Below are 26,080 nucleotides of genomic sequence, written 5' to 3' on the forward strand. Positions count from 1 at the left end.
CAAGTCTAATGGTTCACCAATGTGGGGTCATTGGTGTTTGTGCAGTTAAGTACAGGCCCATAATCCCGCCAATAAAATTCGGAAGATGCTTGTTTAATTACGATAATTGGGAAAAGCGCGCGAAATATTGGGTGACCAATTGCTGCTGCCCGGAGAGCTGCCGAGCCTCTCTGTCAGGACCAGGGATGCCACAGCCCTTGACCGGCTGCGCATTGGATTGGGGGCGATGCGCAATCCCGGCCCTGTCTCCATCTTGATACTGCCTTGAGTTCCCCTCCTGTCAGACGGTTGTTGATTTCGGACACCGATCTTCGCGGCTCGTACCAGCCCGGTGACCGGGCTGGCCGATGTCGGCCTTCGTCAAGCTGCGCATCGCCCGGGGATGGCTTGACCCTGCCTCCGGATCGCCTCCACACAGGGCCAGCCGCCCGTTCGCGAAACGCAGCGCCGCTTGCCACCGACAAAAGGACCGCCCCCTTGACACAGCATGCTATCGATGAAACCCCCTGCACGGCGATTCCCGTGCGCGACGGCTGCCAATTGTCAGCGCGGATCTGGCAGCCGGTGGACAGCGCCCCCGTGCCCGCCATTCTGGAAATCCTGCCCTATCGCAAGCGCGACGGCACCGAGACGCGCGACGCCACCACCCATCCGATCTATGCGGCGCATGGCTATGCCTGTCTTCGGGTTGATCTGCGCGGCACGGGTGAATCCGAAGGCCTGTTCGACGACGAATATTCCGAACAGGAACTTTGCGATATCGAAGACGTCATCGCCTGGATCGCCGCGCAGCCGTGGTGCACGGGCGCGGTGGGGATCATGGGGATCTCGTGGGGGGGCTTCAACGGCTTGCAGGTGGCGGCGCGCCGACCCGATGCGCTCAAGGCGGTGATCAGCGCCTGTTCCAGCGTCGACCGCTTTGCCGATGACATCCACTACAAGGGCGGCTGCGAGCTGACCGAAAGCGTCAACTGGGCAACGCATATCATGTCGTGGTTTTCGCTGCCGCCCGATCCCGAACAGACCGGCAACTGGCGCGATGTCTGGCTGAACCGGCTGGAAAACACGCCTTTTGCCGCTGCCGAATGGGCGCGCCATCGCACCCGGGACGCCTATTGGCGGCACGCTTCGATCTGTGAGGATTTCGCCGCGATCAATACGCCCATCCTGTCCATCTCTGGCTGGCATGACGGTTATCGCAACACCCCCGCAAAGCTGCTGGAGGGCGTCACCAATTCGCCGGTCAAGGCGATCATCGGGCCGTGGAACCACAAGTACCCGCATATCGCCACCCCCGAGCCGCGTATCGATTTCATCGGCGAGTCGCTGCGCTGGTGGGATCGCTGGCTGAAAGGCATCGACACCGGGGTCGAGGCAGATCCTGCCCTGCGCGCCTATGTCATGGACAGTATGGCGCCCGCGCGCACCTATCCGGAACGGGCCGGGCGCTGGGTCGGACTGCCCGACTGGCCCGCGCCGCAGGTCACGACGCGTGACATGCCGCTGGGTGACGGATCGCTCGGGGGCAACGGGCTTAGCGCGCCGGTGAGCGTGACCACCGATGCCCGCGCGGGCGAGGCGATTGGCCGGTATTTCCCCTGTGCCTACGGCGCGCTGGAACTGCCCGGCGACCAGCAGCACGACGACGCCCGCGCCGCCTGTTTCGACAGCGAGCCGCTGGATGCGCCCTTTACCGTGCTGGGCGCGCCGGTGCTGCGGCTGCGGTTGTCGAGCGATCAGCCCTTCGGGCAGTTGGTGGTGCGGCTGTGTGACGTGGCCCCGGATGGCGCGTCGACGCTGATCTGCTATGGCCTGCTGAACCTGCAATTCCGCGATGGCTTTGCTCAGGCGGTGCCGCTGACCCCCGGCGCGCCGGTCGATGCCACGGTGACGCTGGACCAGATGGCCTATCGCCTGCCCGCCGGGCATCGGCTGCGGCTGGCGGTTCAGACCTCGTGCTGGCCGCTTGTCTGGCCCGCGCCGGGGCAGGTGTCGCTCAGCCTGCTGAACGGCACGCTATCATTGCCTGAACTGACCGGCGATGCTCAGAGCATCACCTTCGATGCGCCGCGCCCCCTGCCCGAGTCGATCCTGCGCGAACACCGCGCCGAGCTGGAACAGGTCGAGCGGGCCCGCGAAAACGGCCATGACGTCATCCGCATCCGGTCCGATTTCGGCGCCTATGAGAACGTCGAAACCGGCTTGCTTCAGGATTGCCTGCTCGAGGAAACATACGCGATCGACCCGCAGGATGTCGCCAAGGCCAGCATTCTGTCGGTCTGGACCCGCAAGATGTCGCGCGGCGATTTCAATGTCGCGACAATCGTCACCGCCCGGTTTGAAACCGATGCCAGCCAGTTTCGCCTGAAAACGCGGCTGGAAGCCTTTGACGGAGACAGCAAACTGTTCGAGCGGACTTTCGAGGACACGATCGAGCGCAACGCCGGATGACGCGAACGGGATCGGGGGACTTGCCTGTTCCTTGGGCAAATCCCCCGATCCGCCCCTACGTCATCCTACTGAAGAATTTATACGGTTGAATAACAATTTGGTTTGAGGGCACCCTGAGGCCAACCAAGACTGGCACGAAGGGGCTGTCCGTGGCAGATGCCATCCGCGTTGAAAACCTGTTCAAGAGCTTTGGCCGCTTCGAGGTGCTCAAGGGCGTGTCGCTGACCGCGCGCACGGGCGATGTCGTGGCGATCATCGGCGGCTCGGGGTCGGGCAAGTCGACCATGCTGCGCTGTATCAACTACCTCGAAACGCCCACCGCCGGGAAAATCATCATCGACGGCGAAGAGATCAAGCGCCGCGCCGATGGCAGCCCGGCCGAGCGCCGCCAGATCGAACGTATCCGCACCCAGCTGGCCATGGTGTTTCAGCAGTTCAACCTGTGGACCCATCGCACCTTGCTGGAAAACATCATCGAAGTGCCGGTCCATGTGCTTGGCCAATCGCGGGCACAGGCCACCGAACGGGCGGTCGAGCTGCTGCAACGGGTCGGGCTGGGCGACAAGATGAAATCCTTTCCGGCGCAGCTTTCGGGTGGCCAGCAGCAGCGTGCCGCGATTGCCCGCGCGCTGGCGGTCGATCCCAAGGCGATGCTGTTCGACGAGCCGACCTCGGCGCTCGATCCCGAACTGGTGGGCGAGGTGCTGAACGTGATCCGCGACCTTGCCGCCGAAGGGCGCACCATGATCCTTGTCACCCACGAGATGAAATTCGCCCGCGAAGTCGCGACACACGTGATTTATCTTTACCAAGGCCGGATCGAGGAACAGGGGCCGCCCGCAGAGCTTTTCGGCGATCCCAAATCCGAGCGATTGCAGCAATTCCTGCGCACAGTCGCCTGAAAAAAATAACAAAACCACCAACACGGAGACCCCCATGCCCCATTTCAAATCCCTGTGCATTGCCGCGCTGACCCTGATGGCAACCACCGCCAGCGCCGCCGAGGTCAAGATCGGCGTCGCGGCCGAACCCTATCCGCCGTTTTCCTCGCCGGATTCCTCGGGCAATTGGGTCGGCTGGGAAATCGAGATGATCGACGCCATCTGCGCCGCCGCCGAGCTGGACTGCGTGGTCACGCCGGTGGCATGGGATGGCATCATCCCGTCGCTGAACGCCAAGCAGATCGACGCGATCATGGCATCGATGTCGATCACCGAAGAGCGGCTCAAGACCATCGATTTCAGCGATCCCTATTACAACACCCCCACCGTGATCGTGGCCGACAAGATGCTCGACATCGCGCCCACGCCCGACTCGCTGGCGGGCAAGATCCTTGGGGTGCAGGCCTCGACCGTGCATCAGGCCTATGCGCAGAAATATTTCACCGATGCCGAAATCCGCGTCTACCAGACCCAGGACGAGGCCAATCAGGACATGATCGCGGGCCGCATCGACGCCACGCAGGCCGACGCGATGGCCATGGCCGAATTCGTCGAAGGCGCGGCCTGCTGCGAGGTCAAAGGCCCGGTGGCCGACGATCCGGCAATCCTTGGGCTTGGCGTGGGCGCGGGCGTGCGCAAAGGCGACGACGCCTTGCTGGCCGCGTTCAACAAGGGCGTGGCGGCGGTCATCGCCGATGGCACCCGCAGCGCGATCACCGAGAAGTACTTTGGCAAGGATATCTTCTGAGGGTCTGATCCGTGAGCGACCTTCTTGAACTGCTGGGGCTGGGGCAGGCGGCAGAGCTTTTGTCCCTGTCCCCTCCGGGCTGGGGGCGCAACCTGCTGGTTGGCCTGTCGCGATCCTTGCAGATCGCGGCGGGCGCCTTTGGGCTGGGCCTGCTGATCGGTCTGCTTGGCGCTTACGGAAAGCTGCATGGCGGCAAGATCACTCGCGATCTGCTGGCGATCTATACCACGGTGATCCGGGCAGTGCCGGAACTGGTGCTGATCCTGATCCTGTATTACGTCGGCACGGATCTCGTGAACAAAGCCTCTGCTGCGCTTGGCGGCGGGCCAGTGGAAATCAGCGGTATCGCGGCGGGCATCTGGGTGCTGGGTGTGGTGCAGGGCGCCTATGCCACCGAAGTCCTGCGCGGCGCGATTCAGGCTATTCCCCCCGGTCAGGTCGAGGCGGCGCGCGCCTTTGGCATGCCCGGCTGGACCATCCTGCGCCGGGTGACGATCCCGGCGATGATGGCCTTTGCGGTGCCGGGGCTGGCCAACCTGTGGTTGATCGCCACCAAGGACACGGCGCTGCTGGCGGTGGTCGGATTCAGCGAATTGACGCTGGAAACCCGGCAGGCGGCGAGCAGCACGCGGGCCTATTTCACCTTTTTCATGGCGGCGGGGGCGTTGTACCTGATGGTCACCTTGCTGTCCGGGGCGCTGTTTGCCCGGCTTGAGAAATGGGCGCGGCGCGGTCAGCCCAGCCTGAAGGGCGGTGCGCGATGATTCCGTTGAAAGAGCTGTTGCAACCCCATCGCATCCTGCTGATGGCGCTGTTCGCGGGGTTTGTCCTGTGGTGCGCGGTGTCGCTGCGCTGGGACTGGATTCCGCAATACCTGCCGCTGGCGGCGCAGGGGCTCTGGACGACGCTGTGGATTTTGCTGGCCTCTATCGCGCTTGGCTTTCCGCTGGCGATGCTGCTGGGTTTGGCGCAGGCGGTGGGGCCGTGGTATCTTGCGTGGCCCGCCAAGGCGCTATGCACGGTGATCCGGGGCACGCCGCTGCTGTTGCAGATCTGGCTGCTGTATTACGGGCTGGGATCGCTGTTCCCGCAATTCCCGTGGATTCGCGGATCAGAGCTGTGGCCCTATCTGCGGCAGGCTTGGCCCTATGCGCTGACCGCGCTGACCCTGTCTTATGCGGGCTATGAGGGCGAGGTGATGCGCGGCGCGTTTTCCAGCGTCGCCAAGGGCCAGCTGGAGGCAGCGCGGGCTTTCGGCATGCCTCGGCGGACGATCTTTCGCCGCATCTGGTTGCCACAGGCGGTGCGCAACGTGCTGCCGACGCTGGGCGGAGAAACCATCCTGCAGCTCAAGGCGACGCCGCTGATTGCCACCATCACGGTGATCGACATCTACGCGGTGTCCTCGCGGGTGCGTTCGGACACGTTCATCGTGTATGAACCGCTGCTGCTGCTGGCGGTGGTCTATATCGTCATCGCGCTGGTGATCGGGCAGGGGTTTGCGTGGCTGGAGCGCCGGGTGCCTCGGTAACCCGGCGCCTTGGCGTTCAGGCGGGCTGGATGAGCGCGGCGGCATGGGCCACCATCCGGTCACAGGCACGGGCGATGTCGGCGTCCGGCACGGTCAGCGCAAGGCGCACCCAGTCTTTCAGCGTCGCGCCGAACGAAGCACCGGGCATCACCGCCACCCCGGCGTGATCAAGCAGGTGGTTGGCATATGCCTCGCCGTCCATGCCGGTGCCCGCAACGTTGATCATCGCGAACATCCCCGCCGAGGGCGGCAGCACCCGCAGCGGGCTTTCCGCCGCCAGCCGATCCGCCAGATAGGCCGCCCGCGCCGCATAGCGCTCGCGCATGCCGGGGGCGACCTGCGATCCGTCACGGATGGCTTTTTCGGTCATGTCCGCGATGAACGGCTGGTTGCCGAACAGCATGGTTTCCGATAGCGGCAGCAGCGCGGCGGTGAAGGCCTCGGGGCCGACGCACCAGCCGCTGCGGAACCCCGGCGCGGCGTGGGATTTGGAAATCGACGACACCACGATGGTGCGCTCCGCCAGTTCCGGGAAGGACAGCGGCGAGACAAAGGGCGTGTCATCGTGGATCAGCTCGTCATAGACCTCGTCCGAGACGATCCACAGATCATGCGCGCGGGCGAGGCGGCCCAACGCGGCGATATCCTCGGCGCTGAGCACGGCGCCGGTGGGGTTGTGCGGCGTGTTGATCAGGATGGCGCGGCTGCGCGGGGTGATGCGTGCGGCAAGGTCATCGGCGTTCAGGCGAAAGCCGTACTCGGCGCGCAGGGGCACGGGCACCACATTGGCGCCGCTGGCGCGCACCACCCCTTCATAGGTGGCATACATCGGATCGCCCACCAGCACCTCGTCGCCGGCTTCGGCGATTCCCATCAGCACGGTGAACAGCGCCGTCTGGGTGCCGGGAAAGCACATGATCTGTTCGGGCGTCACCGCCCGCCCGACGCGCGCCGCGTAGCGGGTGGCGAGGGCATCGCGCAGCCCGTCTTCGCCTTCGCCCTTGGAATAGGTGGTGCGCCCGGCGCGCATGGCATCGCTGGCGGCATCGATCAGCGCCGCCGGGGGCGGGGTGTCGGGCTCTCCGATGGTCAGCTGCACGATGTCATGGCCCTGCGCGGCAAGGCGCACCGCACGGAAATGCAGCCCCCATTTCGCCCCGCCAAGATCGCTCAGGCGGTTGGTAATCGCGGTCGTTCTCATCGCTGTCATCCTGTGCAGATCGGGGAGCATGTCTGTTGCCAAGTTATTATACAATTGAATAACAAAAACAAGAACAGTCCCGCCAAAGACCGCTCTCGGGCTGGTTCCTTTACGCCGCGCCCAATAGAGTGGCGCCATGACCGATCAGCCTCCCCCCAGTAAGAGCCGCCGCGCCTTTGTCCGCGAAGCACCCGAAACCCGGCGCGCCGCGCTGATCCAGGCGGCGCTCGAGCTGATCGGAGAGGCGGGGTACCGCGGTGCGACCACCCGCGCCATCGCCGAGCGCGCCGGGGTGACGCTGGGCCTGATCCGGCATCATTTCCACAGCAAGGAAGACCTGATCAGCGCCGCCTATGACGCTCATATGAGCGCGATGAGCGACCTGTCCCTTGCCCCCGCCGAACGCAAGGATCTGCCCCCCGATCAACGGCTTGCGTTGGTGATCGAGGCCAACCTGACGCCGCCGGTGATGTCCGAACGCAACGTGACGCTATGGGCGAGTTTCATCGCGCAGATCCCCAATGAGCCGGGCATCCGCACCACCCATGACCGCACCTACCTGTCGTTCCGCGACCGTCTCGAGGCGCTGATCGCCGAGACGCTGAGCGCGCAGGGCCGGGCGGTGCCTGCGGATGAATTGCGCCGGCTCGCCACCAGCTGCAACGCGCTGATCGACGGGCTGTGGCTTGAAGGCGGGGCCTGCCCGACCGGCTTAGCCGGGGACGATCTGGTGGCGATGGGGCAGGACCGGATCGGGGTGCTTCTGGGCGTGACTTTGAATCGGTTCTGACCGGGCGGCCCTCGCCATACGGTCCTGACTGCGCTATCCAATCCGCACCGGTTTCAGCCACGAGAGGCCTATCATCAAACGCTTTCCCTCGATCCCGGCGCTGCGCGCGATTGAAAGCGTGGCCCGCAACGGCGCGCTGTGGCGGGCCGCCGAAGAGCTCAACGTCACCCGCAGCGCGATCAGTCACCAGCTGCGGCTGCTGGAACATGATCTTGATTTCAAGATCCTCGACCGGGTCGGCAACCGCACGGTGATCACCCCGCGCGCCCGCGCCTATGCCGAGGATGTGCGCCGCGCGCTGAGCATGATCGCCAGTTCCTCGGCGCGGGTGTCGCAGCAAGGGCTGTCGGGGCGGCTGACGGTCAGCGCGCCGCCCGGGTTCGTCTCGGCATGGCTGTGCCTGCATGCGCGTGCCTTCACCGAGGCCCATCCCGATGTCGTGCTCAACGTGGTCAGCGCCCGCAACCTGATCGACACCAGCAACCCCGAGGTGGATACCTTCGTCACCTTCGGCCACGAGGCGCGGGCGCGCGTGCGGATCGAACCGTTGCTGTCGGTCGAATTCACCCCGCTGTGCAGCCCGGTCTATCTAAGCCGGTTCGAGAACTTCAACGACATCAGCCTGCTCGATCAGGCAACGCTGCTGCATGTGAGCGATTTCACCGACTGGCAGAACTGGATGCGCCTGTCCGGGTTGCCGCCGGAAAACGCGCAGCGCGGCATCTGCTATTCTGACATGAACGTCGTGCACACCGCCGTTCTGGCGGGCGAGGGAATCGCGATCGGTGACGTCGTTTTGTGGCGCAAGGATCTGGATGACGGCCTGCTGATGCGGCCATTTTCATCGTCGCTGCATGACGACACGGGTTACTTTCTTTGCACGCCCGAGGAAAATCTGGAAAACCCGGTTGTGATGGAATTTCACAACTGGTTGAAAACACAACTGGAAATGAGCCGATTCCGCCCGAACCGAAACCGGTGACAAATTTCATTTGTCGAGCCGCGAAAAATGTTTCATTTGCGGTTCATATTTGCCCGCTCCTAGGTTTCCCCACCACGGCAGGAACCAGACAGCGAGGCGATCGTGTCATCCAACCCGCAGATCGAAGCACGTAAGATCGGAAAAAAATACGGGAAATTTAACGCGCTGCGTGATGTTTCCCTCGGGATTGGCGAGGGCGAATTCCTGTCTCTGCTAGGGCCGTCGGGTTCTGGCAAGACCACCTTTCTGACATTGATCGGGGGCTATGACGCCCCCAGCGCCGGGCAGTTGCTGCTCGATGGGCAGGACATGACCAACTGGCCCGCAAAGCAGCGCGGCTTTGGCATGGTGTTCCAAGGCTACGCGCTGTTCCCGCATCTGACCGTGGCCGAAAACATCGCCTTCCCGCTCAAGGTGCAAAAGCGCAGCAAGGCGCAGATCGCCGATCGCGTGGCACAGATGGTCGAGATGGTCGGCCTGTCGGGGCACGAAGCCAAGAAGCCGGTGGCGCTGTCGGGTGGCCAGCAGCAGCGGGTGGCGCTGGCCCGGGCGCTGGCCTATGAACCCAAGGTGCTGTTGCTGGACGAGCCGTTCTCGGCGCTGGACAAGAACCTGCGCGGGCAGATGCAGGAAGAGCTGCGCCGCCTGCACCGCGAGCTGGGCACCACCTTTGTCTTTGTCACCCATGATCAGGAAGAGGCGCTGGCGCTGTCCTCGCGCATTGCCATCTTCAACCATGGCGAGCTGCAACAGCTGGGCACGCCCGAAGAGGTCTATGAACGGCCCGCCAACCGCTTTACCGCCGAATTTCTCGGTGACATCAACGTCCTGACCCTGGAGTCCGGCGGCATCGCCGGCACGCCGATCCAGCTTTCCGGCAACGCGGCCGGGCTGGGCCATCTGGCGGTGCGCCCCGAACACATGCGCCTTGCCGTTGCGGGCGATGCCAACGCGCTGCCGGTGCGGCTGCGCGACCGGGTGTATCTTGGCGCCAAATCCCGGCTGCTGCTGGAAACGCAGGCCGGTGAAGAGCTGATGCTTTATCTCGACAATGGCCCCGGCATCGCCGACCCGCACCCCGGCGCAGAGCTTTGCGTTGCCTGGGATGCCCGGCACGGCTTTGTGGTCTGACCCCCAATTCCCCCAATAAAAATACCTCAATCGAACAACAGGTGAGTACATGAACCAGCATTTCCAGAAAGACTGCGCCGAGATCCTGACCGAGCGCCACGCCAAGGGACAGATTTCGCGTCGCCAGATGATGGCCGGGCTGGGGGCGCTGCTTGGCACCACCACGCTGGGGCTGGGGGCGCGCGGCGCGCAGGCGGCAGAGGGCCAGCTGGTGTTCGTCAACTGGGGCGGTGATGCGCTTGATGCGATGGACGCGGCCTTTGGCCAGCCCTTTACCGCTGAAAGTGGCATCAAGGTGCTGTATGATGGCTCTGGCCCGACCGAAGGCGCGATCATCGCGCAAAGCAAGAGCGGCAGCCCGACATGGGATCTGGTCGATGCGGAACCGTTCTCGGCGCAGGCGCTTGGCCGTCAGGGCATGATGACGCCGATCGATTACGACATCGTTGATCCGGCCAAGCAACGCGAAGGCTTTGGCTGGGAATATGCGTCCTCGTGCTATTTCTACAGCTACGTCATCGCCTATGATGCGACGCAATTCGACACGCCGCCGACCTCGCTCGCCGATTTCTTCGACGCCGAGAACTTCCCCGGCAAGCGCGCCATGTACAAATGGGGCGCGGGCATGTGGGAGGCGGCGCTGCTCGCCGATGGCGTTGCGCCCGCAGACCTGTACCCGCTGGATCTCGACCGCGCGCACAAGAAGATCGAAGCCTTCAAGGACCATATCGGCGCGTTCTGGGGCGGCGGCGCGGAAAGCCAGTCGCTGCTGCTGAACGGCGATGTGTCGATGGCGCTGATCTGGAACACCCGCGCCACGCTGCTGCACAAGGACACCGAGGGCGAGATCACCTACACCTATGACGATGGCATCATCGGGCCTGGCGGCATCGCGGTTCTGGCGGGCAACCCCGGCGGCACCGAGGCGGCGATGCAATATATCGCCAGCACGCAAGTTCCCGAACGTCAGGTGGAACTGTTCATGCTGCTGGGCAACGGGCCAAGCAACCCGGCGGCGGATTCGCTGATCCCCGAGGACGAGCGCAGGTTCAACCCGATGGACCCGGCCAACCTGCCCAAGCAGGTGGCGCTGGACATGGATTGGTACGAAACCAATTACAGCGCGGCGCTTGACGCTTACCTGCAGATCATCTCGGCCTGACCTCTTGCCCCCGACCGCCCCGCAAGGTTGCGGGGCGGCACCAAGGAGCCGACATGCGTGCCCATCTTTTCCTGACCTGCCCGGTGCTGCTGTTTCTGGGCTGTAGCTACCTGCTGCCGTTTCTCGGGATCATGCAGCTAAGCTTTACCGATCCCGATCCGGGGCTGGCCCAGTACAGCCACGTGCTGTCCGATCCGCTGACACAGGGCGTGATCTGGCGCACCTTGCGGATCTGCACCATCGTCACCGTGGTATCGGTGGCGGCGGCCTATGTCATCACCCTGCTCTGGGTGCGGGGCCGCCCGGTGGTGCGCAGCATCACCGAGCTGTGCATCATGATCCCGTTCTGGATTTCCGTGCTCAGCCGGGCCTTCGGCTGGTTGTCGATGCTGTCCAACCGAGGGCTGCTCAACACGTGGCTGAAAGACATGGGCCTGATCGAAACCTCGCTTCAGATGACCCGCAACGAATTCGCGGTGATCGTCGGCATGTCGCATTACCTGATCCCCTTCGCGGTGTTTCCGCTGGCCACCGCCATGCGCAACGTCGATGAGCGGGTGCTGATCGCCGCCGATGGCATGGGCGCCTCGCGGCTGCGGATCTTCTGGCAGGCGTTCCTGCCGATGACCGCCAGCGGCATCATCGGCGCGACGCTGCTGGTCTTTGTGTTTTCCATCGGATTTTTCGTCACCCCGGCCTTGCTGGGCGGCGGGCAGTCGGTGCTGATCGCCGAGCTGATCTACCTGTGGATCTTCCAGATCCCGCAATGGGGCATGGCCGCCGCGATGAGCGTGATCCTGATGATCGCGGTGGGTGGCATTCTGGTGCTGCTGATGCGCCGCTACGGGGAGATGGCGAAATGATCACACTGCGCCCCGGCCGCATCGCCACCCTGCTGACCGCGCTGGTCGCGCTGTTCCTGCTGATGCCGCTGATCGCGGTGGTGCCGGTCAGCTTTACCTCGCGCCGTTATCTCAGCCTGCCCGACGGGAATTATTCTCTGCGCCACTACGCAGCCCTGATCGAAGACCCGGCATGGCTGCGCAGCATTCTGACCTCGGTGCAGGTCGGGGTGATCGCCAGCGCGCTGGCGGTGATCCTTGCGGCGGCATTCTGCATCGGCATCTGGATGCTGCGCCCGCGCCTTGCGGGGCTGATGACCGGCTTTGTGCTGCTGCCGATGGTGGCGCCGCCGGTGGTGTCGTCGCTGACGCTGTATTTCTTTCTCACCAAGCTCACGCAGTGGAACGACATCATCGCCTATGACAAGCTGGGCGGCGTGGTGCTGGCCCATACGGTGATGATCGTGCCCTATGCGGTGGTGGTCATCATGGTCTCGCTCAGCCAAATCGACCGGCGCATGGATCTTGCGGCGCAATCCATGGGCGCGGCGGTGCCGACGCGGATCTTTGGCGTGATCCTGCCCAACATCCGTTTTGGCCTGCTGGGCGCTTTCTTCCTGTGCTTCCTGCTCAGCTGGGACGAGATCGGCGTGACGCTGTTCGTGACCTCGGTCGAAACCATCACCTTGCCGCGGCGCATGTGGATGGGGCTGCGCGACAATGTCGATCCGTCGATTGCTGCGCTTTCGGTGCTGCTGATCGGCGTGGTCACCTTGTTGGTGGTGCTGCGCGCCGCAATGCTGATGCGCAAGGAGGCCCGCGCGCGATGAGCCAGTCCACCCCCCGGCGGCGCGACCCGTATCGCGCCGCCCGCAACATCCTGACCCTTTCAATTCAACTACACGGTGCAACATGCATTTTGGTCTGACCGATGAACAGGAGATGATCGTCTCCACCGTCCGCAGCTTCGTCGAAAACGAGATCTACCCCCATGAGGCGCTGGTCGAACGCACCGGCGAAGTCCCCGCCGAAATCGCGCAGGAGATCAAGCAGAAGGTCATCGACCTTGGCTTTTATGCCTCGAACTTCCCCGAAAGCGTCGGCGGGCCGGGGCTGTCGCATCTGGAATTCGCGCTGGTGGAACGCGAGCTGGGCCGTGGTTCGATGGCGCTGACGCATTTCTTTGGCCGCCCGCAGAATATCCTGATGGCCTGTGAAGGCGAGCAGATCGACCGCTACCTGATGCCCGCCGTGCGCGGCGAGCGGATGGACGCGCTGGCGATGACCGAACCGGATGCCGGTTCGGACGTGCGCGGCATGAAATGCACCGCCACCCGCGATGGCGGCGACTGGGTGGTCAACGGCTCGAAGCATTTCATCTCGGGCGCCGATCACGCGGATTTCTTCATCGTCTTCGTCGCCACCGGTGTCGATGAAACCCCGCGCGGCCCGAAAAAGCGCATCACCTGCTTTCTGGTCGATCGCGACACCCCGGGGTTCGAGGTGGCGAACGGCTACAACTCGGTCTCGCATCGAGGCTACAAGAACTGCATTCTGTATTTCGACAATTGCCGCCTGCCCGATGCGCAGGTGCTGGGCGAGATCGACGGTGGCTTCGCGGTGATGAACGAATGGCTCTATGCCACCCGGATCACCGTGGCGACCATGGCGGTGGGCCGCGCCCGCCGGGTGTTCGACTATGCGCTCAATTACGCTGCCGAGCGGAGCCAGTTCGGCCAGCCCATCGGCAAGTTTCAGGGCATCAGCTTTCAGATCGCCGACATGATCACCGAGATCGACGCCGCCGATCTGCTGACGCTATCCTCGGCATGGCGGCTCGATCAGGGCCTGCCCGCCAACCGCGAGATCGCTTCGGCCAAGCTTTATGCGTCGGAAATGCTGGCGCGGGTCACCGATGCGGCGTTGCAGATTCACGGCGGCATGGGGTTGATGGATGAATTGCCCATCGAACGGTTCTGGCGCGATGCCCGCGTCGAACGCATCTGGGACGGCACCTCGGAAATTCAGCGTCACATCATCAGCCGCGAACTGTTTCGCCCGCTCGGAGCCTGACAGATGGAACCGCTGAGCCGCTTCCTGTCGCCAAGGGCCATCGTGGTCATTGGCGGCGGCACATGGTGTGAAAGCGTCGTGCGCCAATGCCGGGATACCGGCTTTTCCGGGCCGATCTGGCCGGTGCATCCGAAGAAATCCGAGGTCGGCGGTTTGCCGGCCTATCCCGATCTTGCCTCGCTGCCGGGCACGCCGGATGCGGCGTTCATCGGGGTCAACCGCGAGCTGTCGGTGCAGATCGCGGGCGAGCTGTCGGCGATGGGCTGCGGCGGTGCGGTGTGCTTTGCCGCCGGGTTCAGCGAGGCAATTTCAGAGCTGTCCGACGGCGATGCCTTGCAGGCGCAGCTGGTTGCGGCGGCGGGCAAGATGCGCATCCTCGGGCCCAATTGCTACGGAATCGTCAACGCGCTGGATGGCGTGGCGCTGTGGCCCGACCGGCACGGGCTGGTGCGCTGCGACAGCGGCGTTGCCGTCATCGGCCAGTCCTCCAACGTGCTGATCAACCTCACCATGCAGCGCCGGGGCCTGCCGCTGGCCGCCGTGCTCGCGGCAGGAAATCAGGCGCAGACCTCGATGGCGGATCTGGGCATTGCCCTGCTCGAAGATCCGCGCATCACCGCGCTTGGCCTGCATATCGAAGGCATCAGCGATCTGCCTGCGTTCGAACGGCTGGCCCGGCGCGCGCAGGAACTGGGCAAGCCCATCGTCGCGCTCAAGGTTGGATCTTCGCAGCAGGCGCAGGAGGCGGCGGTGTCGCACACCGCCTCGCTCACCGGAAGTGACGCGGGCGCGCGGGCCTTGCTGCGCCGTCTTGGCATGGCGCAGGTCGATACCGCATCGGAACTGGTCGAGACGCTCAAGCTGCTGCATGTCACCGGCGGGCTGGCCTCGGTTCGCATCGCCTCGGCCTCCTGTTCTGGCGGAGAAGCGTCGCTGATGGCCGATATGGGCGAGGTCGTGGGGGTAGAGTATCCCGCCTTGGACGAGACCCGGATATCTGCCCTGCGCGCCGCGCTTGGCCCCAAGGTCGCGCTGGCCAACCCGCTGGATTACAACACCTATATCTGGGGCGACGAGGACGCGTTGACCGCCACCTTCACCGCACTGTGCAACGCCGATCTGGCGCTTGGCTGCGTGGTGCTGGATTACCCGCGCGACGATCGCTTTGCCGCGCCCGAATATGATCAGGTGCTGCGCGCCGTCGCCGCAACCCGGCAGGCCACCGGCACGCCGATGGCGCTGGTGTCGCTGCTGGCCGAAGGGCTGCCCGAATCCGTCGCGACCAAGGCGATACAGATGGGCATCACCCCGCTGTGCGGCATGGCCGACGCGCTGCGCGCAATCCGCGCCGCGGCGCAGATTGGGAAGGGGGCGAAGGGCACCGCCCCGGTGCTGATGCCACAGGGCGGCCACGGGGCAAGCCGGGTGTTTTCCGAAGCCGAGGCCAAGGCGCTGTTGTCTCAGGCCGGCATCCGCGTGCCGAAATCGACCCGTGCTGCTTGCGCACAAAGCGCCGGGGCCAGCGCGGCGCAGATCGGCTTTCCGGTGGTGCTCAAGGGCGAAGGCATCGCCCATAAGACCGAAGCCGGGGCCGTGGCGCTGAACCTTGGCAGCGCTCAGGCGGTGACACAGGCGGCGGCAAATATGCCCGCGCAAAGCTTTCTGGTCGAAGAGATGATCACCGGCACCGTCGCGGAACTGCTGATCGGGGTCACCCGCGATGCGGCGCATGGCTTCGTGCTGACGCTGGGGCTGGGCGGCATCCTGACCGAGCTGATCCGCGACACCGCCTCGCTGCTGATCCCCGCCAGCCGCGACGAGATCCGCAACGCCCTGAGCGGGCTGCGCACTGGCGCGCTGCTGACCGGTTATCGCGGCCGTCCGGGGGCGGATCTGGACGCGGTGCTGGACACCGTGCTGGCGCTTCAGGATATGGTGCAGACCCATGCCGACCGGCTGCACGAGATCGAAATCAACCCGCTGATCTGCCGCGCCTGCGGGGCGGTTGCAGCGGATGCCCTAATCAGAATGGAAGAGAGCGCATGACATATCACAACGTGCTCACCGAGCGCCGCGGCGCGGTGCTTGAAGTTACGCTGAACCGGCCCAAGGCCAACGCCATCGACATGGCCACCAGTCAGGAACTGGGCGAGATCTTCACCGAGTTTCGCGATGACCCCGAGCTGCGCGTGGCGATCATCACCGGCGCGGGCGCAAAATTCTTTTGCCCCGGATGGGATCTCAAGGCGGCGGCAGAGGGCGAAGGCCCCGATGCCGATTACGGCAAGGGCGGCTTTGGCGGCCTTCAGGAATTGCGCGGGCTCAACAAGCCGGTGATTGCTGCCGTCAACGGCATCGCCTGCGGCGGCGGGCTGGAACTGGCGATCAGCGCCGACATCATCCTTGCCGCCGATCACGCCACGTTTGCCCTGCCCGAGATCAACTCGGGCACCGTGGCCGATGCCGCAACGCTGAAGCTGCCCAAGCGCATCCCCTATCACATCGCGATGGAGCTGCTGTTCACGGGCCGTTGGTTCGATGCCGAGGAAGCGCATCGCTGGGGGCTGATCAACCGTATCGTGCCCGCCGCCGAGCTGATGGCGCAGGCGCGCAAGATGGCCGACGATCTGGCCGCCGGGCCGCCGCTGGTGTTCGCCGCGATCAAGGAGATCGCCCGCGAGGCCGAGGACATGAAATTTCAGGATGCGCTCAACCGCATCACCCGCAGCCAGTTCGAAACCGTCGAACGGCTGTACCGCTCCGAAGATCAGAAGGAAGGCGCCCGCGCCTTTGCCGAAAAGCGCGATCCGGTCTGGAAGGGCCGGTAAGGAAAGGAAACGCCATGCCTCTTGAAATGAACCGCAAGCTGTTCCTCACCGCCGCGATCACCGGGGCAGGGGCCACGCAGGACAAGAGCCGCCTCGTGCCGCGCTCGCCCGCCGAAATTGCCGAGGCCGCGATTGATGCGGCCAAGGCCGGGGCCGCCATCGTGCATTGCCACGTGCGCGACCCGGAGACCGGCGCGCCCTGCCGCGACCTTGGCTATTATCGCGAACTGACCGACCGCATCCGCGCCTCCGATGTGGATGTGGTGCTGAACCTGACCGCCGGGGTCGGGGGCGATCTGACCTTTGGCGGCGCTGAAACGCCGATGGCGCTGGACCGGGCCAATACCGACATGGCCGGTGCAACCGAGCGCATGGCGCATATCCGCGCCTGCCTGCCGGAATTGTGCACGCTCGATTGCGGGTCGATGAACTTTGGCGATGACACTTACGTCATGACCAACACGCCGGGGATGCTGCGCGCCATGGGCCAGCAGATGACCGATCTGGGTGTAAAGCCCGAGATCGAGGCCTTTGACACCGGCCACCTGTGGTTCGCGCGCCAACTGGTGAAGGAAGGCGTGCTCGAAGATCCGGCGCTGGTGCAGCTGTGCATGGGCGTTCCGTGGGGCGCGCCGAATGATCTCAACACCTTCATGGCGATGGTGAATAACGTTCCTTCGAACTGGAACTGGTCGGCCTTCAGCCTTGGGCGCGACCAGATGCCCTATGTCGCCGCCGCCGCGCTGGCGGGGGGCAATGTGCGCGTTGGGCTCGAAGACAACCTGTATCTGGAACGCGGCGTGATGGCGACAAACGCGCAACTGGTCGACAAGGCGGCCAGCCTGCTGAGCAACATGGGCGCCTCGCTGATCGGCCCGCAAGAGGTGCGCGACCTGCTGGGTCTGACCAAGCGCGCCCCCGCCGAGGCCGCCGCATGAGCCGCGCCGCGATCATTGGTGGCGGCGTCATCGGAGGCGGCTGGGCCGCGCGGTTTTTGCTCAATGGCTGGGACGTTGCGGTGTTCGATCCCGACCCGCAAGCCGCGCGCAAGATCGGCGAGGTGCTGGACAACGCCCGCGCCTCGCTGCCCGCGCTCTATGACCGTCCGCTGCCGCCCGAGGGCAAGCTGACATTCTGCGCCTCTCTCAAGGAAGCGGTGAGCGGTGCGGACTGGGTGCAGGAAAGCGTCTCCGAACGGCTGGAGCTCAAGCACAAGGTCTATGCCCAGATCACCGAGGTGCTGCCAAAGGGCGGCTTCATCGCCTCGTCCACCTCGGGGTTCAAGGCCAGCGATCTGGCCTCGGGCGGCGCGCCGGTGGTGGTGGTGCACCCGTTCAACCCGGTCTACCTTTTGCCCCTCGCCGAGATCTCGGGGGAGGCTGCGCTCTGCGACAAGGCATTGCCGATCGTGGTTTCGATCGGGATGCATCCGCTGGTGCTGCGAAAGGAAATCGACGCCTTCATCGGCAACCGCTTTCAGGAAGCGGTCTGGCGCGAGGCGCTGTGGATGCTCAGGGACGGCATTGCCACCACCGCCGAGATCGACGACACCATCCGCATGAGTTTTGGCCTTCGCTGGGCGCAGATGGGCCTGTTCGAAACCTATCGCATCGCGGGCGGCGAGGCAGGAATGCAAAGCTATCTGGAACAGTTCGGCCCGTCGCTGCACTGGCCCTGGACCAAGCTGATGGATGTGCCCGAGCTTGACGATGCGCTGATCGCGGCCATCACCAGCCAGTCCGATGCGCAATCCGGGCATCTGTCGATCCGCGAACTGGAACGGCTGCGCGATGACAATCTCGTGGCGATCCTGCGCGGCTTGCGGCGCACCGGCAGCGGTGCGGGCGGCGTCATCGTTGGGCATGAACAGACGCTGGCCATGGGCGGCGAGATTGACGGTCTGCCGATCACCCTGCGCCGCGCGGTGCCGGTGACATGGACCGATTACAACGGCCACATGAACGAGGCGGCCTATCTTGAACTGGGGACATGGGCGACCGATGGGCTGATGCGGCTGGTGGGGGCGGATGATGGCTATATCGCATCCGGCAAAAGCTATTTCACCGTCGACACCCGCATCCGCTATCTCGACGAGGTGGCGCGCGGCGCCATGCTGACGGTGACCACGCAGGTGCTGAGCGGCGCGGGCAAGACGATGAAACTGTTCCACCGGGTGATGAAAGACGACGGCACCCTTGCGGCGACGCTGGAAACGCTGCTTCTTCACACCGATCTGACCACGCGCCGGGCCTGTCCGCCGGAGCCGCATGTGGCGCAGGCGCTTGAAACCCTTGCCACGGCCCATGCCGGGCGCCCCGCCGAGGGTGCCGGTGGCGCCGTTGGCGATCGCAACTGACGAGAACGGAAGAGATGACCATGTCCCCCGAAGAACGCAAAACCCGCGAAGAGCTGGCCGCCTGCTATCGGCTGGCCGCGCTGCACAAGTTCACCGACCTGATCTACACCCACATCACCGCCCGCGTGCCGGGCGAAGATGGGCATTTCCTGATCAACCCCTATGGCTGGCGCTGGGAAGAGATCACCGCCTCGTCGCTGGTCAAGATCGACGTCGACGGCAACAAGGTCGATGGCAGCCCGCACCGGGTGAACCCGGCGGGGTTCACCATTCATTCCGCGGTGCACATGCACCGGCATGATGCGGCGTGGATCATGCATACCCACACCCGCGCGGGCGTTGCTGTGTCCTGCATGGAAGTGGGGCTTTTGCCGCTCAACCAGATCTCGCTGCAATTTCACAACCGTATCGGCTACCATGACTTCGAAGGCATCGCGCTGGATCTCGAAGAGCGTGACAGCATCGTCGCCGACATGGGAAATCACCCGGTGCTGATGCTGCGCAATCACGGGCTGATCGCCACCGGGCGCAGCGCCGCCGAGATGTTCAACAACATGTTCTATCTCGAACGCTCTTGCGAAATCCAGATTGCCGCCACGTCCAGCGGCCAGCCGTTGCGCATGGTGTCCGATGACATCGCATCGCGGGTGCATCAGCAATATGTGCAGATGAACGAGGAAGACGGCGATCTTGAACTGGAATGGCAGGCGCATCTGCGCTCGATCGACGGTATCGGATCGGATTATCGCAGCTGATTCCCTGAGGATTTTTGCGCAAGCGCACTAGATCCCTGTCACATCCGGGGGATCGCCCCGGATGTGATCTGAGACCATGAAAGGTGACCTCTTGAAACAGGTGACGATCAAGGCCCCTGGCGGGCTGGACAATCTTGTGCTGAAGGATGCCGCGGCGCCGGCAGCCCCCGGCGCGGGCGAAATCACCGTGCGTCTGCACGCCAGCTCGCTCAATTACCACGATTACCGGGTCTGCGCTGTCGTGGGCGCGCTGCCCGACGGGCGCATCCCGATGGCCGATGGCGCGGGTGTCATCGAGGCCATCGGCGCGGGTGTCGATGGCTTCAAGGTTGGCGAGTCCGTGGTGTCGTGCTTTTTCCCCGACTGGCAAACTGGCGATGACCGCCCTTGCGATTTCTCGACCACGCCGGGCGACGGGCGGGATGGCTATGCCCGCGAATCCGTCACGCTGCCCGCGACATGGTTCACCCATGCGCCCGCCGGCTGGAGCCATGCCGAAGCGGCGACCATCACCACCGCCGGGCTGACCGCTTGGCGGGCGCTTGTGGTCGATGCCGGTATCAAGGCGGGCGACACGGTTGCGGTGCTCGGCACTGGCGGCGTGTCGATCTATGCGCTGCAACTGGCCAAGGCGATGGGCGCGCGGGTCATCGCCACCTCGTCTTCCGACGCCAAGCTGGAGCGTCTGCGCGCGCTCGGGGCCGATCACGTCATCAACTATCGCACCACGCCGGAATGGGGCGCCGAGATGCGCGCCCTGACCGATGGGCGCGGCGTTGATATCGTGGTCGAGGTTGGTGGCCCGGCCACGCTGGCGCAATCCATCGTCGCGGGACGTCCGGGCGCGCATCTGGCGCTGATCGGTGTGCTGACCGGGCGCTCGGGCGAGATACCCACCGCGGCGCTGATGGCCCGCCAGCAGCGGCTGCAGGGGCTGATCGTCGGCTCGCGCGCCCATCAGCTCGATTTCGTGCGGGCGCTCGAAACGCTGAGCCTGCGCCCGGTGATCGACCGCAGCTTTGCGCTGGCCGATCTGGCCGAGGCGTTCCGCTATCAGGAAAGCGGTGCGCATTTCGGCAAGATCTGCGTGACCATGTAACCCCGTGGCGGTCTTCTCCGGCGGGGAGGATCGCCATGATACGACCGGGCGAGCGGCCCACCCCCAGCCGATGACGAACCGAAAGGCCCCCATGCCAGAGCAAGCCCCGATCCTTGGCGTGTATCTCAGCGAGACCGCAGACCTTGATGCGCTTTACGGAACGGCGCTGCGGCGCTGCGCGTCGGATGTGGTTCTGCGCCATCCCGGCGAAATAAGCGACCCGGCCAAGGTGCGGTTTGCGATCTGCTGGCAACCCGGCGCAGACGCCTTTGCGCCCTATCCCAATCTTGGGCTGGCGATGTCGGTTGCGGCAGGGGTCGACGCGCTGCTGGCGCATCCCGGCCTGCCGGATCACGTCGCCGTGGCGCGGGTGCGCGATCCGCATCAGGCGGACCTGATGGCGGGATATGCGGTGCACGAGGTGCTGCACCATGAACGCCGCTTTGCCGACATGGCGCGAAACGCGGCAGCGGCCCATTGGGCGCCGCTGGCGATGCGCGCGCCGGCCTCGGTGCAGGTGGCGGTGCTGGGCCATGGCACCATGGGCCGCGCGGTGGTGGGCGGGCTGCGCGCCGTCGGCTTTGCGGTTCGGGTGGCCTGCCGCAGCGCGCCGCAAGACCAGCTGCCGGGGGTGAGCTATCTATCAGGGCCGGACGCGGTGTTGCGCGCCGCCGAGGGCGCGGATTACCTGGTGAATGTCCTGCCGCTGACCGCTGAAACCGAAAACCTGTTGGACGGCGATCTGTTCGCGCGGCTGTCGCCGGGGGCGGTGCTGGTGCAGATTGGCCGCGGAGAGCATCTTTGCGAGGCCGACATGATGGCGGCGCTCGACGCCGGGCAATTGGCAGCGGCGACGTTGGACGTGTTCCGCGAAGAACCTCTGCCGCCGAGCCATCGGTTCTGGCAGGACGCGCGGCTGCGGATCACGCCGCATGTGGCGAGTGACTCGCTGCCCGAGGTGGTGGCCAGGCAGGTCATCGACACCGCGCGCGCGCTGCGCGGCGGGCAGCCCATGGCTTATGCGGTGGACCGGGCGCGCGGGTATTGAGGCGCGCCCAAGGCCTCGCCTCCGCGTCATGACCCCCTGCCAGACGGGGGCGCGGGCGAGGTGGGCAGCGCCGACGTTCTGCCTGACCGGACAGATGCGGTATGCCCTGTCCGCCCCCGGCTTTTTCTGGACGCTTGAAATCAAGGGTTCGGGCAGATCGGCGATCTCGCGCCTCTTCCGCGTCTCCTTGGCGATACTGGAACCTGTGCCGCAAGCCGCCTGAAGGCCAGAGGGCTTCAGCGGCCTGCGCCCCAACGGATGCGACGCGCGCAGCAGCCGGTCGGGAACCCTTTGGCATCCTCATGCGTTGCTCTGGCAACGACAAGGAGGCCTTGATGCCCATTCCCGCAGTCCCTAACGAGCCGCCAGGCACCCCGCCGCCGGATCTTCCGCCTCAGGAGCCGCCGCGCGAAGTGCCCCCGGAGCCGGACCTGCCCCCTGCGGTGCCGCCCCAGCCAGAGCCCGACATCCCGCCCGGCACCCCGGACGAAGACCCCACGCCGGACATTCCGCCTGAATTGCCTCCCGGCAGGCTACCCGTCTGAAAGGAGGCGCCAATGCACGACCTAGACACCAGACTGACGCAGATCGAAGGCCGGATGATCGCCCACAGGCGGCTGCTGGCACGGCTTGTGCTGCGGCTTGCGCCGGACCTTCAGGTCGACCTGCTCGGCTGGATCGAAGACCGCGAAATCCTGCACGACGGTCAGGAGGACCCGGGATCGCTGCCCACAGAGCTGTCGGTTCTGCCGCTGAGCATCGCCGAAGAGTTTCAGGAAATCCGAAAACTCGTGGCGGCAGGGCCTCCTCGGCAAGACGACTGACGCGCCGCCCGCGCCGTGGGATTGTTAACGGCGGGCGGGATTGTTGAACGTGGCTGGAAAGATCCCTGTTGCCGCAGCGTTTGCCCGGATGTCTGCAGCGCTGATTGCGCGCGGCAGTCCGGGGCACGGTCAGTCCTGCGCGCCCGACAGAGCCCGCAGGATGGCGGCAAGCAGGATTTGCTTTGGCACAGGTTTCATCAGCCGTATGTCTTCGGGCCGCAATCCGTTGCCATGCACCGTGGATTCCGACGCATAGCCCGACATAAAGATCATCGGCAGGTCCGGTTGCAGCGGGCGGATCGCCTTGGCGAGGCTGGGGCCCTGCAAATCGCCCGGCATCACGATATCGGTGATCAAAAGATCAAAACGCGGCTCTGCATGGAACAGCGCCAAGGCGGCATCGCCCGACGGCGCGGCGCTGACATGATACCCGGCACCGCTGAGCATGGTCACCAGCAACTCGCGAACGCTCTGTTCGTCTTCGGCCAGCAGAATCCTCTTGCCGACGGGCGCGATGCTGGCGCTAAGCGGGCTGTCGTCGGCAACGGGCATTGTCCCGGTGTCGCAGGTCGGGAAATACAGTTTGAACGTCGTGCCGACGCCCAGCTCGGTATAAACATGCACCGTCCCGCCGGATTGCTTCACGAAGCCCAGCACCATCGACAAGCCAAGCCCCGATCCGGCCCCCGGCCCCTTGGTGGTGAAGAACGGTTCGAACAGGCGCTCGAGCGTTCCTTGAGCAATGCCGGTTCCGGTGTCACTGACCGCAAGCATGACGTAGCGCCCCACCGCAAGCTCTTGATTGCGGGCATCCGCATGCGCCTCGTCGACGCGCAGATTGGCGGTTTCTATCGTCAGGCTGCCTTGCCCGCCCATCGCATCCCGCGCGTTCAGGATCAGGTTCAGCAGCGCGCTTTCAAGCGAGGTTCGGTCAAGGCTGACCGGCCACAATCCCGGCGGCAGGGAGGTTTCGAGCGACACCGATTCCGGAAGGGCGCGGCTCATCCAGTTGCGCGCCTCCAGCACCACCGCATTCAGGTCCAGCTCTTCGGGGTCCAGCCGCGCCTGAAGCGAAAAGGCCAGCAGGCTGTGCGTCAGATCGGCCCCGCGTTTCGTCGCCGCCAGCCCGGCATCGATGAACCGGCGCCTTTGGGGGTCGTCTTCATCATCCTGAAGCAGTTCGAGATTGCCCATGATGACAGCAAGAAGATTGTTGAAATCATGCGCGATACCGCCGGTCAGCTGACCGACCGCGCTCAACCGTCCGGCGCGCTCGGCCTCCTTGCGGTGCCGCTCCTGTTCGGAAACGTCATCAAGGATGATGACCGTGCCGATGTGCGGTGACAGCTCGGCGGGCAGCGGCGAGGTTGACAGGCGCACGGATCTTGGCTCGCCGCCATCGCCTGCGCAAAGCTGGAACAGCTGCCCCTCCAGCCGGGCGCCGCCCATGGCCCGGCGAAACGGGGCATCGTCGCCGATAAGCGGCTCGGTGCTGTCCGGCTTGCAGAACACGGCCCCGAATGCCTCGCGGGGGGTGCCTGACGCGCCGGTGAGGCCCAGCAGCTCGTGCGCCTGAGGGTTGGCGATCGCGATCTGCCCCTTGCGATCCAGCGCGAGGATGCCACTGCTCGCCGCATCCATCACCGCCTGCAACCGGCTGCTGAGCCCAAGCGTTGCGCTGCGTTGCCTGTCTGCCTCGGCATGGGCGGTCGTGGCCTTGCGCCGGGCGCGATCGCTCAGCAGAAAGGCCAGCAGCAACCCGACAAAAAGCGCGAACAGCCCGGCCAGCGCGGCATAGGCGACGCGCAGCCTTGCCTGTGTCCAGAACACAGGTGCGCCGAAATACTTCTGTTGCAAGGCGGCGTGTTCCTGAGACACCAGATAAAGCGGTATCTCGTCGTTCAGCCGCTCGCGGATTTCACCAAGGCCCCGCCGCAGCGCGATCGAGCGCTGGTATTCGTGAACATGCGGCTCGACCACGTGGATTTCGCCCGCCAGATCCATCGCGTCGGTAAGCCGCTGGATCGTCGACTTCGGCATCACGATCGCGTCGACCTCTTGGCGCAAGAGCCCGGAAAACAGGTCCTGGGGCGAGCCATAGCGAACAAGATCGGGCCATTGCTGTGCGCGGGCCCAGTCGTCCGTGGCGGCATTCCGGACCACGCCCAAGGACCGCCCTGTCAGATCCTCCGGGTTTTGAAACCTGTGCCGATCCGAAGCGCGCACGACCAATGAGAGCAGGACACCTTCGACCGGGACGGTTACGTCCATCGACTGTCGCAGCTTGTCGGGCTGCGACGTAAAGGCGATCATGTCCTTGCCCTCCCACGCCTTTGCATCGGTCAGTTCCGGCAGCGCCATGGGCACGAATGCCACCGTCAGCCCAATGCGGTCGGCAAGGTCCGCCACCAGTTCGACGGCAAAGCCCGACGGCGTGCCATCGGGCGCGAGCGCACCGTACCCCAGCGTCAGGGGAAACCCGACGGTCAGCACCTCTGGCGCTGGCTCGTACAGATTCATCCGGTATTTTTCTCGCAGGGCCTTCAGCGCGCCGCTGTCCTCGAGCCGCGCGATGGCAGCGTTGATGGGATCAAGCAGATCTGCGCGAGAGCGATGCAGGACCACCGCTCTTTCCTGTTGGCCGAAGGCCCTGCCCGCCGGCAGGATCAGATGGTCGATCTTCGCACGTATGGTCCAGTCGAAAACCGCTTCTTCGGGATAGAGGATGGCATCGAATTCGCCGGACAACAGCCCGATCACCGCCTGTCCTGTCGAGGTTGGATCAAGCTGGATATTGCGATCCAGAAACGGCTTGAACGCTGGCGGAAAGGCGGGTCCCATCGTCCCGACCGCCAGCCCCCGGGCCGTGTTCATATCAAAACTCGCAAGGTTTTCCTTGCGGACAAACAGGCGGACGCGGGTCCGTGCGACGGGATTGGAAAAGAGGTTGTTTTCCTGAAACACCTCGCGCGCGAGCAGCCCGGCGATCAGATCCGTCTGCCCGGCATTCTGCGCGGCGATCATGTCTTCGGGTTTGTCAAAGCTTTGAACGATCAACGCGTGATCAAGCTGATCGGCAATCAGTTGGGCCAGCTCGATCATGAAGCCGGTTTTTTCGCCGTCCGGCCCATAGCTCCAGAACGGGGGCGCCAACATCCAGGGCGTTGTCAGCGTTGCGCGCTCGGATTGGGCGGATGCGGGCTGCGCCCACGACTGCAAGACCAGCGACAGACAAACCAGAAGCATGGCGGGAAGACACCGCGCGTCGCGGCAGAACCGCTGCGTGTTTGCAGAGACATAAATCACGCGGCGGGGTCT

At 64.8% G+C, this 26,080-nt stretch carries 22 protein-coding genes; 20 read left to right on the forward strand and 2 right to left on the reverse strand.

The window, feature by feature from the left end:
- Window positions 1–477: 477 nt before the first annotated feature.
- The 5 genes from Q4543_RS06755 (at window position 478) to Q4543_RS06775 (ending at window position 5,671) form a co-directional block, all read left to right on the forward strand.
- Window positions 478–2,451 carry a CocE/NonD family hydrolase gene (locus Q4543_RS06755; protein WP_303437033.1) on the forward strand — a complete coding sequence of 658 codons (1,974 nt, stop codon included), beginning with the start codon at window positions 478–480 and terminating at the stop codon, window positions 2,449–2,451.
- 149 nt (window positions 2,452–2,600) lie between these two features.
- The gene (locus Q4543_RS06760) at window positions 2,601–3,353 is read left to right on the forward strand and encodes an ABC transporter ATP-binding protein (RefSeq protein WP_303437034.1); all 753 of its coding nucleotides are present in this window, start codon (window positions 2,601–2,603) and stop codon (window positions 3,351–3,353) included.
- 34 nt (window positions 3,354–3,387) lie between these two features.
- Window positions 3,388–4,140, forward strand: coding sequence for a transporter substrate-binding domain-containing protein (locus Q4543_RS06765; RefSeq protein ID WP_303437035.1), 753 nt, complete (start codon window positions 3,388–3,390; stop codon window positions 4,138–4,140).
- An 11-nt stretch (window positions 4,141–4,151) separates the two neighbouring features.
- Window positions 4,152–4,904 (forward strand): ABC transporter permease, encoded by a 753-nt coding sequence (locus tag Q4543_RS06770; RefSeq protein ID WP_216001774.1) that lies wholly within the window; start codon window positions 4,152–4,154, stop codon window positions 4,902–4,904.
- Window positions 4,901–5,671, forward strand: coding sequence for an ABC transporter permease (locus tag Q4543_RS06775; RefSeq protein ID WP_303437036.1), 771 nt, complete (start codon window positions 4,901–4,903; stop codon window positions 5,669–5,671). The genes Q4543_RS06770 and Q4543_RS06775 overlap by 4 nt, the downstream gene beginning before the upstream one ends.
- Before the next feature lie 16 nt (window positions 5,672–5,687).
- Here Q4543_RS06775 and Q4543_RS06780 read toward each other — a convergent pair whose 3' ends face one another.
- A complete protein-coding gene (locus tag Q4543_RS06780; RefSeq protein WP_303437037.1) occupies window positions 5,688–6,872 on the reverse strand; it encodes a pyridoxal phosphate-dependent aminotransferase in 1,185 nt (394 codons plus the stop codon).
- A gap of 136 nt (window positions 6,873–7,008) precedes the next feature.
- On the opposite strand from Q4543_RS06780, the gene Q4543_RS06785 reads away from it, so the two are divergent.
- The 15 genes from Q4543_RS06785 to Q4543_RS06855 all read left to right on the forward strand — a co-directional run bounded on the left by Q4543_RS06785 (window position 7,009) and on the right by Q4543_RS06855 (window position 22,762).
- Entirely contained in the window at window positions 7,009–7,662 is a 654-nt protein-coding gene (locus Q4543_RS06785; RefSeq protein ID WP_303437038.1) for a TetR family transcriptional regulator C-terminal domain-containing protein, read from the forward strand.
- 109 nt (window positions 7,663–7,771) lie between these two features.
- Window positions 7,772–8,644, forward strand: coding sequence for a LysR substrate-binding domain-containing protein (locus tag Q4543_RS06790; RefSeq protein WP_303437060.1), 873 nt, complete (start codon window positions 7,772–7,774; stop codon window positions 8,642–8,644).
- Between the two features lie 102 nt (window positions 8,645–8,746).
- Complete coding sequence (locus Q4543_RS06795) at window positions 8,747–9,775, forward strand: ABC transporter ATP-binding protein (protein WP_303437039.1); 1,029 nt, start codon at window positions 8,747–8,749, stop codon at window positions 9,773–9,775.
- Between the two features lie 49 nt (window positions 9,776–9,824).
- Window positions 9,825–10,937: an ABC transporter substrate-binding protein gene (locus tag Q4543_RS06800; RefSeq protein ID WP_303437041.1), complete on the forward strand. Its 1,113-nt coding sequence runs from the start codon at window positions 9,825–9,827 to the stop codon at window positions 10,935–10,937.
- A gap of 53 nt (window positions 10,938–10,990) precedes the next feature.
- Window positions 10,991–11,800: an ABC transporter permease gene (locus Q4543_RS06805; protein WP_303437042.1), complete on the forward strand. Its 810-nt coding sequence runs from the start codon at window positions 10,991–10,993 to the stop codon at window positions 11,798–11,800.
- A complete protein-coding gene (locus tag Q4543_RS06810) occupies window positions 11,797–12,609 on the forward strand; it encodes an ABC transporter permease (protein ID WP_216001767.1) in 813 nt (270 codons plus the stop codon). Before Q4543_RS06805 ends, Q4543_RS06810 begins: the two co-directional genes overlap by 4 nt.
- 82 nt (window positions 12,610–12,691) lie before the next feature.
- Complete coding sequence (locus tag Q4543_RS06815) at window positions 12,692–13,852, forward strand: acyl-CoA dehydrogenase family protein (protein WP_303437043.1); 1,161 nt, start codon at window positions 12,692–12,694, stop codon at window positions 13,850–13,852.
- 3 nt (window positions 13,853–13,855) lie between these two features.
- Window positions 13,856–15,898: an acetate--CoA ligase family protein gene (locus Q4543_RS06820; protein ID WP_303437044.1), complete on the forward strand. Its 2,043-nt coding sequence runs from the start codon at window positions 13,856–13,858 to the stop codon at window positions 15,896–15,898.
- A complete protein-coding gene (locus tag Q4543_RS06825) occupies window positions 15,895–16,680 on the forward strand; it encodes a carnitinyl-CoA dehydratase (RefSeq protein WP_303437045.1) in 786 nt (261 codons plus the stop codon). Before Q4543_RS06820 ends, Q4543_RS06825 begins: the two co-directional genes overlap by 4 nt.
- 14 nt (window positions 16,681–16,694) lie before the next feature.
- On the forward strand, window positions 16,695–17,618 hold the full coding sequence (locus tag Q4543_RS06830) for a 3-keto-5-aminohexanoate cleavage protein (RefSeq protein ID WP_216001763.1): 924 nt from the start codon (window positions 16,695–16,697) through the stop codon (window positions 17,616–17,618).
- Window positions 17,615–19,036 carry a carnitine 3-dehydrogenase gene (locus Q4543_RS06835; RefSeq protein ID WP_303437046.1) on the forward strand — a complete coding sequence of 474 codons (1,422 nt, stop codon included), beginning with the start codon at window positions 17,615–17,617 and terminating at the stop codon, window positions 19,034–19,036. The genes Q4543_RS06830 and Q4543_RS06835 overlap by 4 nt, the downstream gene beginning before the upstream one ends.
- A 14-nt stretch (window positions 19,037–19,050) precedes the next feature.
- The gene (locus tag Q4543_RS06840; protein ID WP_303437047.1) at window positions 19,051–19,791 is read left to right on the forward strand and encodes a class II aldolase/adducin family protein; all 741 of its coding nucleotides are present in this window, start codon (window positions 19,051–19,053) and stop codon (window positions 19,789–19,791) included.
- 100 nt (window positions 19,792–19,891) lie between these two features.
- On the forward strand, window positions 19,892–20,890 hold the full coding sequence (locus tag Q4543_RS06845) for an NAD(P)-dependent alcohol dehydrogenase (RefSeq protein WP_303437061.1): 999 nt from the start codon (window positions 19,892–19,894) through the stop codon (window positions 20,888–20,890).
- 91 nt (window positions 20,891–20,981) lie between these two features.
- Window positions 20,982–21,938 (forward strand): NAD(P)-dependent oxidoreductase, encoded by a 957-nt coding sequence (locus Q4543_RS06850; RefSeq protein ID WP_303437049.1) that lies wholly within the window; start codon window positions 20,982–20,984, stop codon window positions 21,936–21,938.
- Between the two features lie 557 nt (window positions 21,939–22,495).
- Window positions 22,496–22,762: a hypothetical protein gene (locus Q4543_RS06855; protein ID WP_303437051.1), complete on the forward strand. Its 267-nt coding sequence runs from the start codon at window positions 22,496–22,498 to the stop codon at window positions 22,760–22,762.
- A 129-nt stretch (window positions 22,763–22,891) separates the two neighbouring features.
- Here Q4543_RS06855 and Q4543_RS06860 read toward each other — a convergent pair whose 3' ends face one another.
- Window positions 22,892–25,918 (reverse strand): transporter substrate-binding domain-containing protein, encoded by a 3,027-nt coding sequence (locus tag Q4543_RS06860; RefSeq protein WP_303437052.1) that lies wholly within the window; start codon window positions 25,916–25,918, stop codon window positions 22,892–22,894.
- Window positions 25,919–26,080: the final 162 nt, after the last annotated feature.

Origin of the sequence: Salipiger sp. 1_MG-2023, assembly GCF_030547555.1 — a bacterium.
In the GTDB taxonomy this organism is placed as follows: domain Bacteria; phylum Pseudomonadota; class Alphaproteobacteria; order Rhodobacterales; family Rhodobacteraceae; genus Salipiger.

Bases quoted from the DNA above. Each gene is read 5' to 3' on its own strand.
- Q4543_RS06835 (WP_303437046.1), top strand. From the start codon at position 17,615: ATGAGCCGCGCCGCGATCATTGGTGGCGGCGTCATCGGAGGCGGCTGG.
- Q4543_RS06850 (WP_303437049.1), top strand. From the start codon at position 20,982: ATGCCAGAGCAAGCCCCGATCCTTGGCGTGTATCTCAGCGAGACCGCA.
- Q4543_RS06775 (WP_303437036.1), top strand. From the start codon at position 4,901: ATGATTCCGTTGAAAGAGCTGTTGCAACCCCATCGCATCCTGCTGATG.
- Q4543_RS06860 (WP_303437052.1), bottom strand. From the start codon at position 25,918: ATGTTGGCGCCCCCGTTCTGGAGCTATGGGCCGGACGGCGAAAAAACC.
- Q4543_RS06825 (WP_303437045.1), top strand. From the start codon at position 15,895: ATGACATATCACAACGTGCTCACCGAGCGCCGCGGCGCGGTGCTTGAA.
- Q4543_RS06800 (WP_303437041.1), top strand. From the start codon at position 9,825: ATGAACCAGCATTTCCAGAAAGACTGCGCCGAGATCCTGACCGAGCGC.
- Q4543_RS06815 (WP_303437043.1), top strand. From the start codon at position 12,692: ATGCATTTTGGTCTGACCGATGAACAGGAGATGATCGTCTCCACCGTC.
- Q4543_RS06780 (WP_303437037.1), bottom strand. From the start codon at position 6,872: ATGAGAACGACCGCGATTACCAACCGCCTGAGCGATCTTGGCGGGGCG.
- Q4543_RS06855 (WP_303437051.1), top strand. From the start codon at position 22,496: ATGCACGACCTAGACACCAGACTGACGCAGATCGAAGGCCGGATGATC.
- Q4543_RS06820 (WP_303437044.1), top strand. From the start codon at position 13,856: ATGGAACCGCTGAGCCGCTTCCTGTCGCCAAGGGCCATCGTGGTCATT.
- Q4543_RS06785 (WP_303437038.1), top strand. From the start codon at position 7,009: ATGACCGATCAGCCTCCCCCCAGTAAGAGCCGCCGCGCCTTTGTCCGC.
- Q4543_RS06805 (WP_303437042.1), top strand. From the start codon at position 10,991: ATGCGTGCCCATCTTTTCCTGACCTGCCCGGTGCTGCTGTTTCTGGGC.
- Q4543_RS06765 (WP_303437035.1), top strand. From the start codon at position 3,388: ATGCCCCATTTCAAATCCCTGTGCATTGCCGCGCTGACCCTGATGGCA.
- Q4543_RS06830 (WP_216001763.1), top strand. From the start codon at position 16,695: ATGCCTCTTGAAATGAACCGCAAGCTGTTCCTCACCGCCGCGATCACC.
- Q4543_RS06810 (WP_216001767.1), top strand. From the start codon at position 11,797: ATGATCACACTGCGCCCCGGCCGCATCGCCACCCTGCTGACCGCGCTG.
- Q4543_RS06840 (WP_303437047.1), top strand. From the start codon at position 19,051: ATGACCATGTCCCCCGAAGAACGCAAAACCCGCGAAGAGCTGGCCGCC.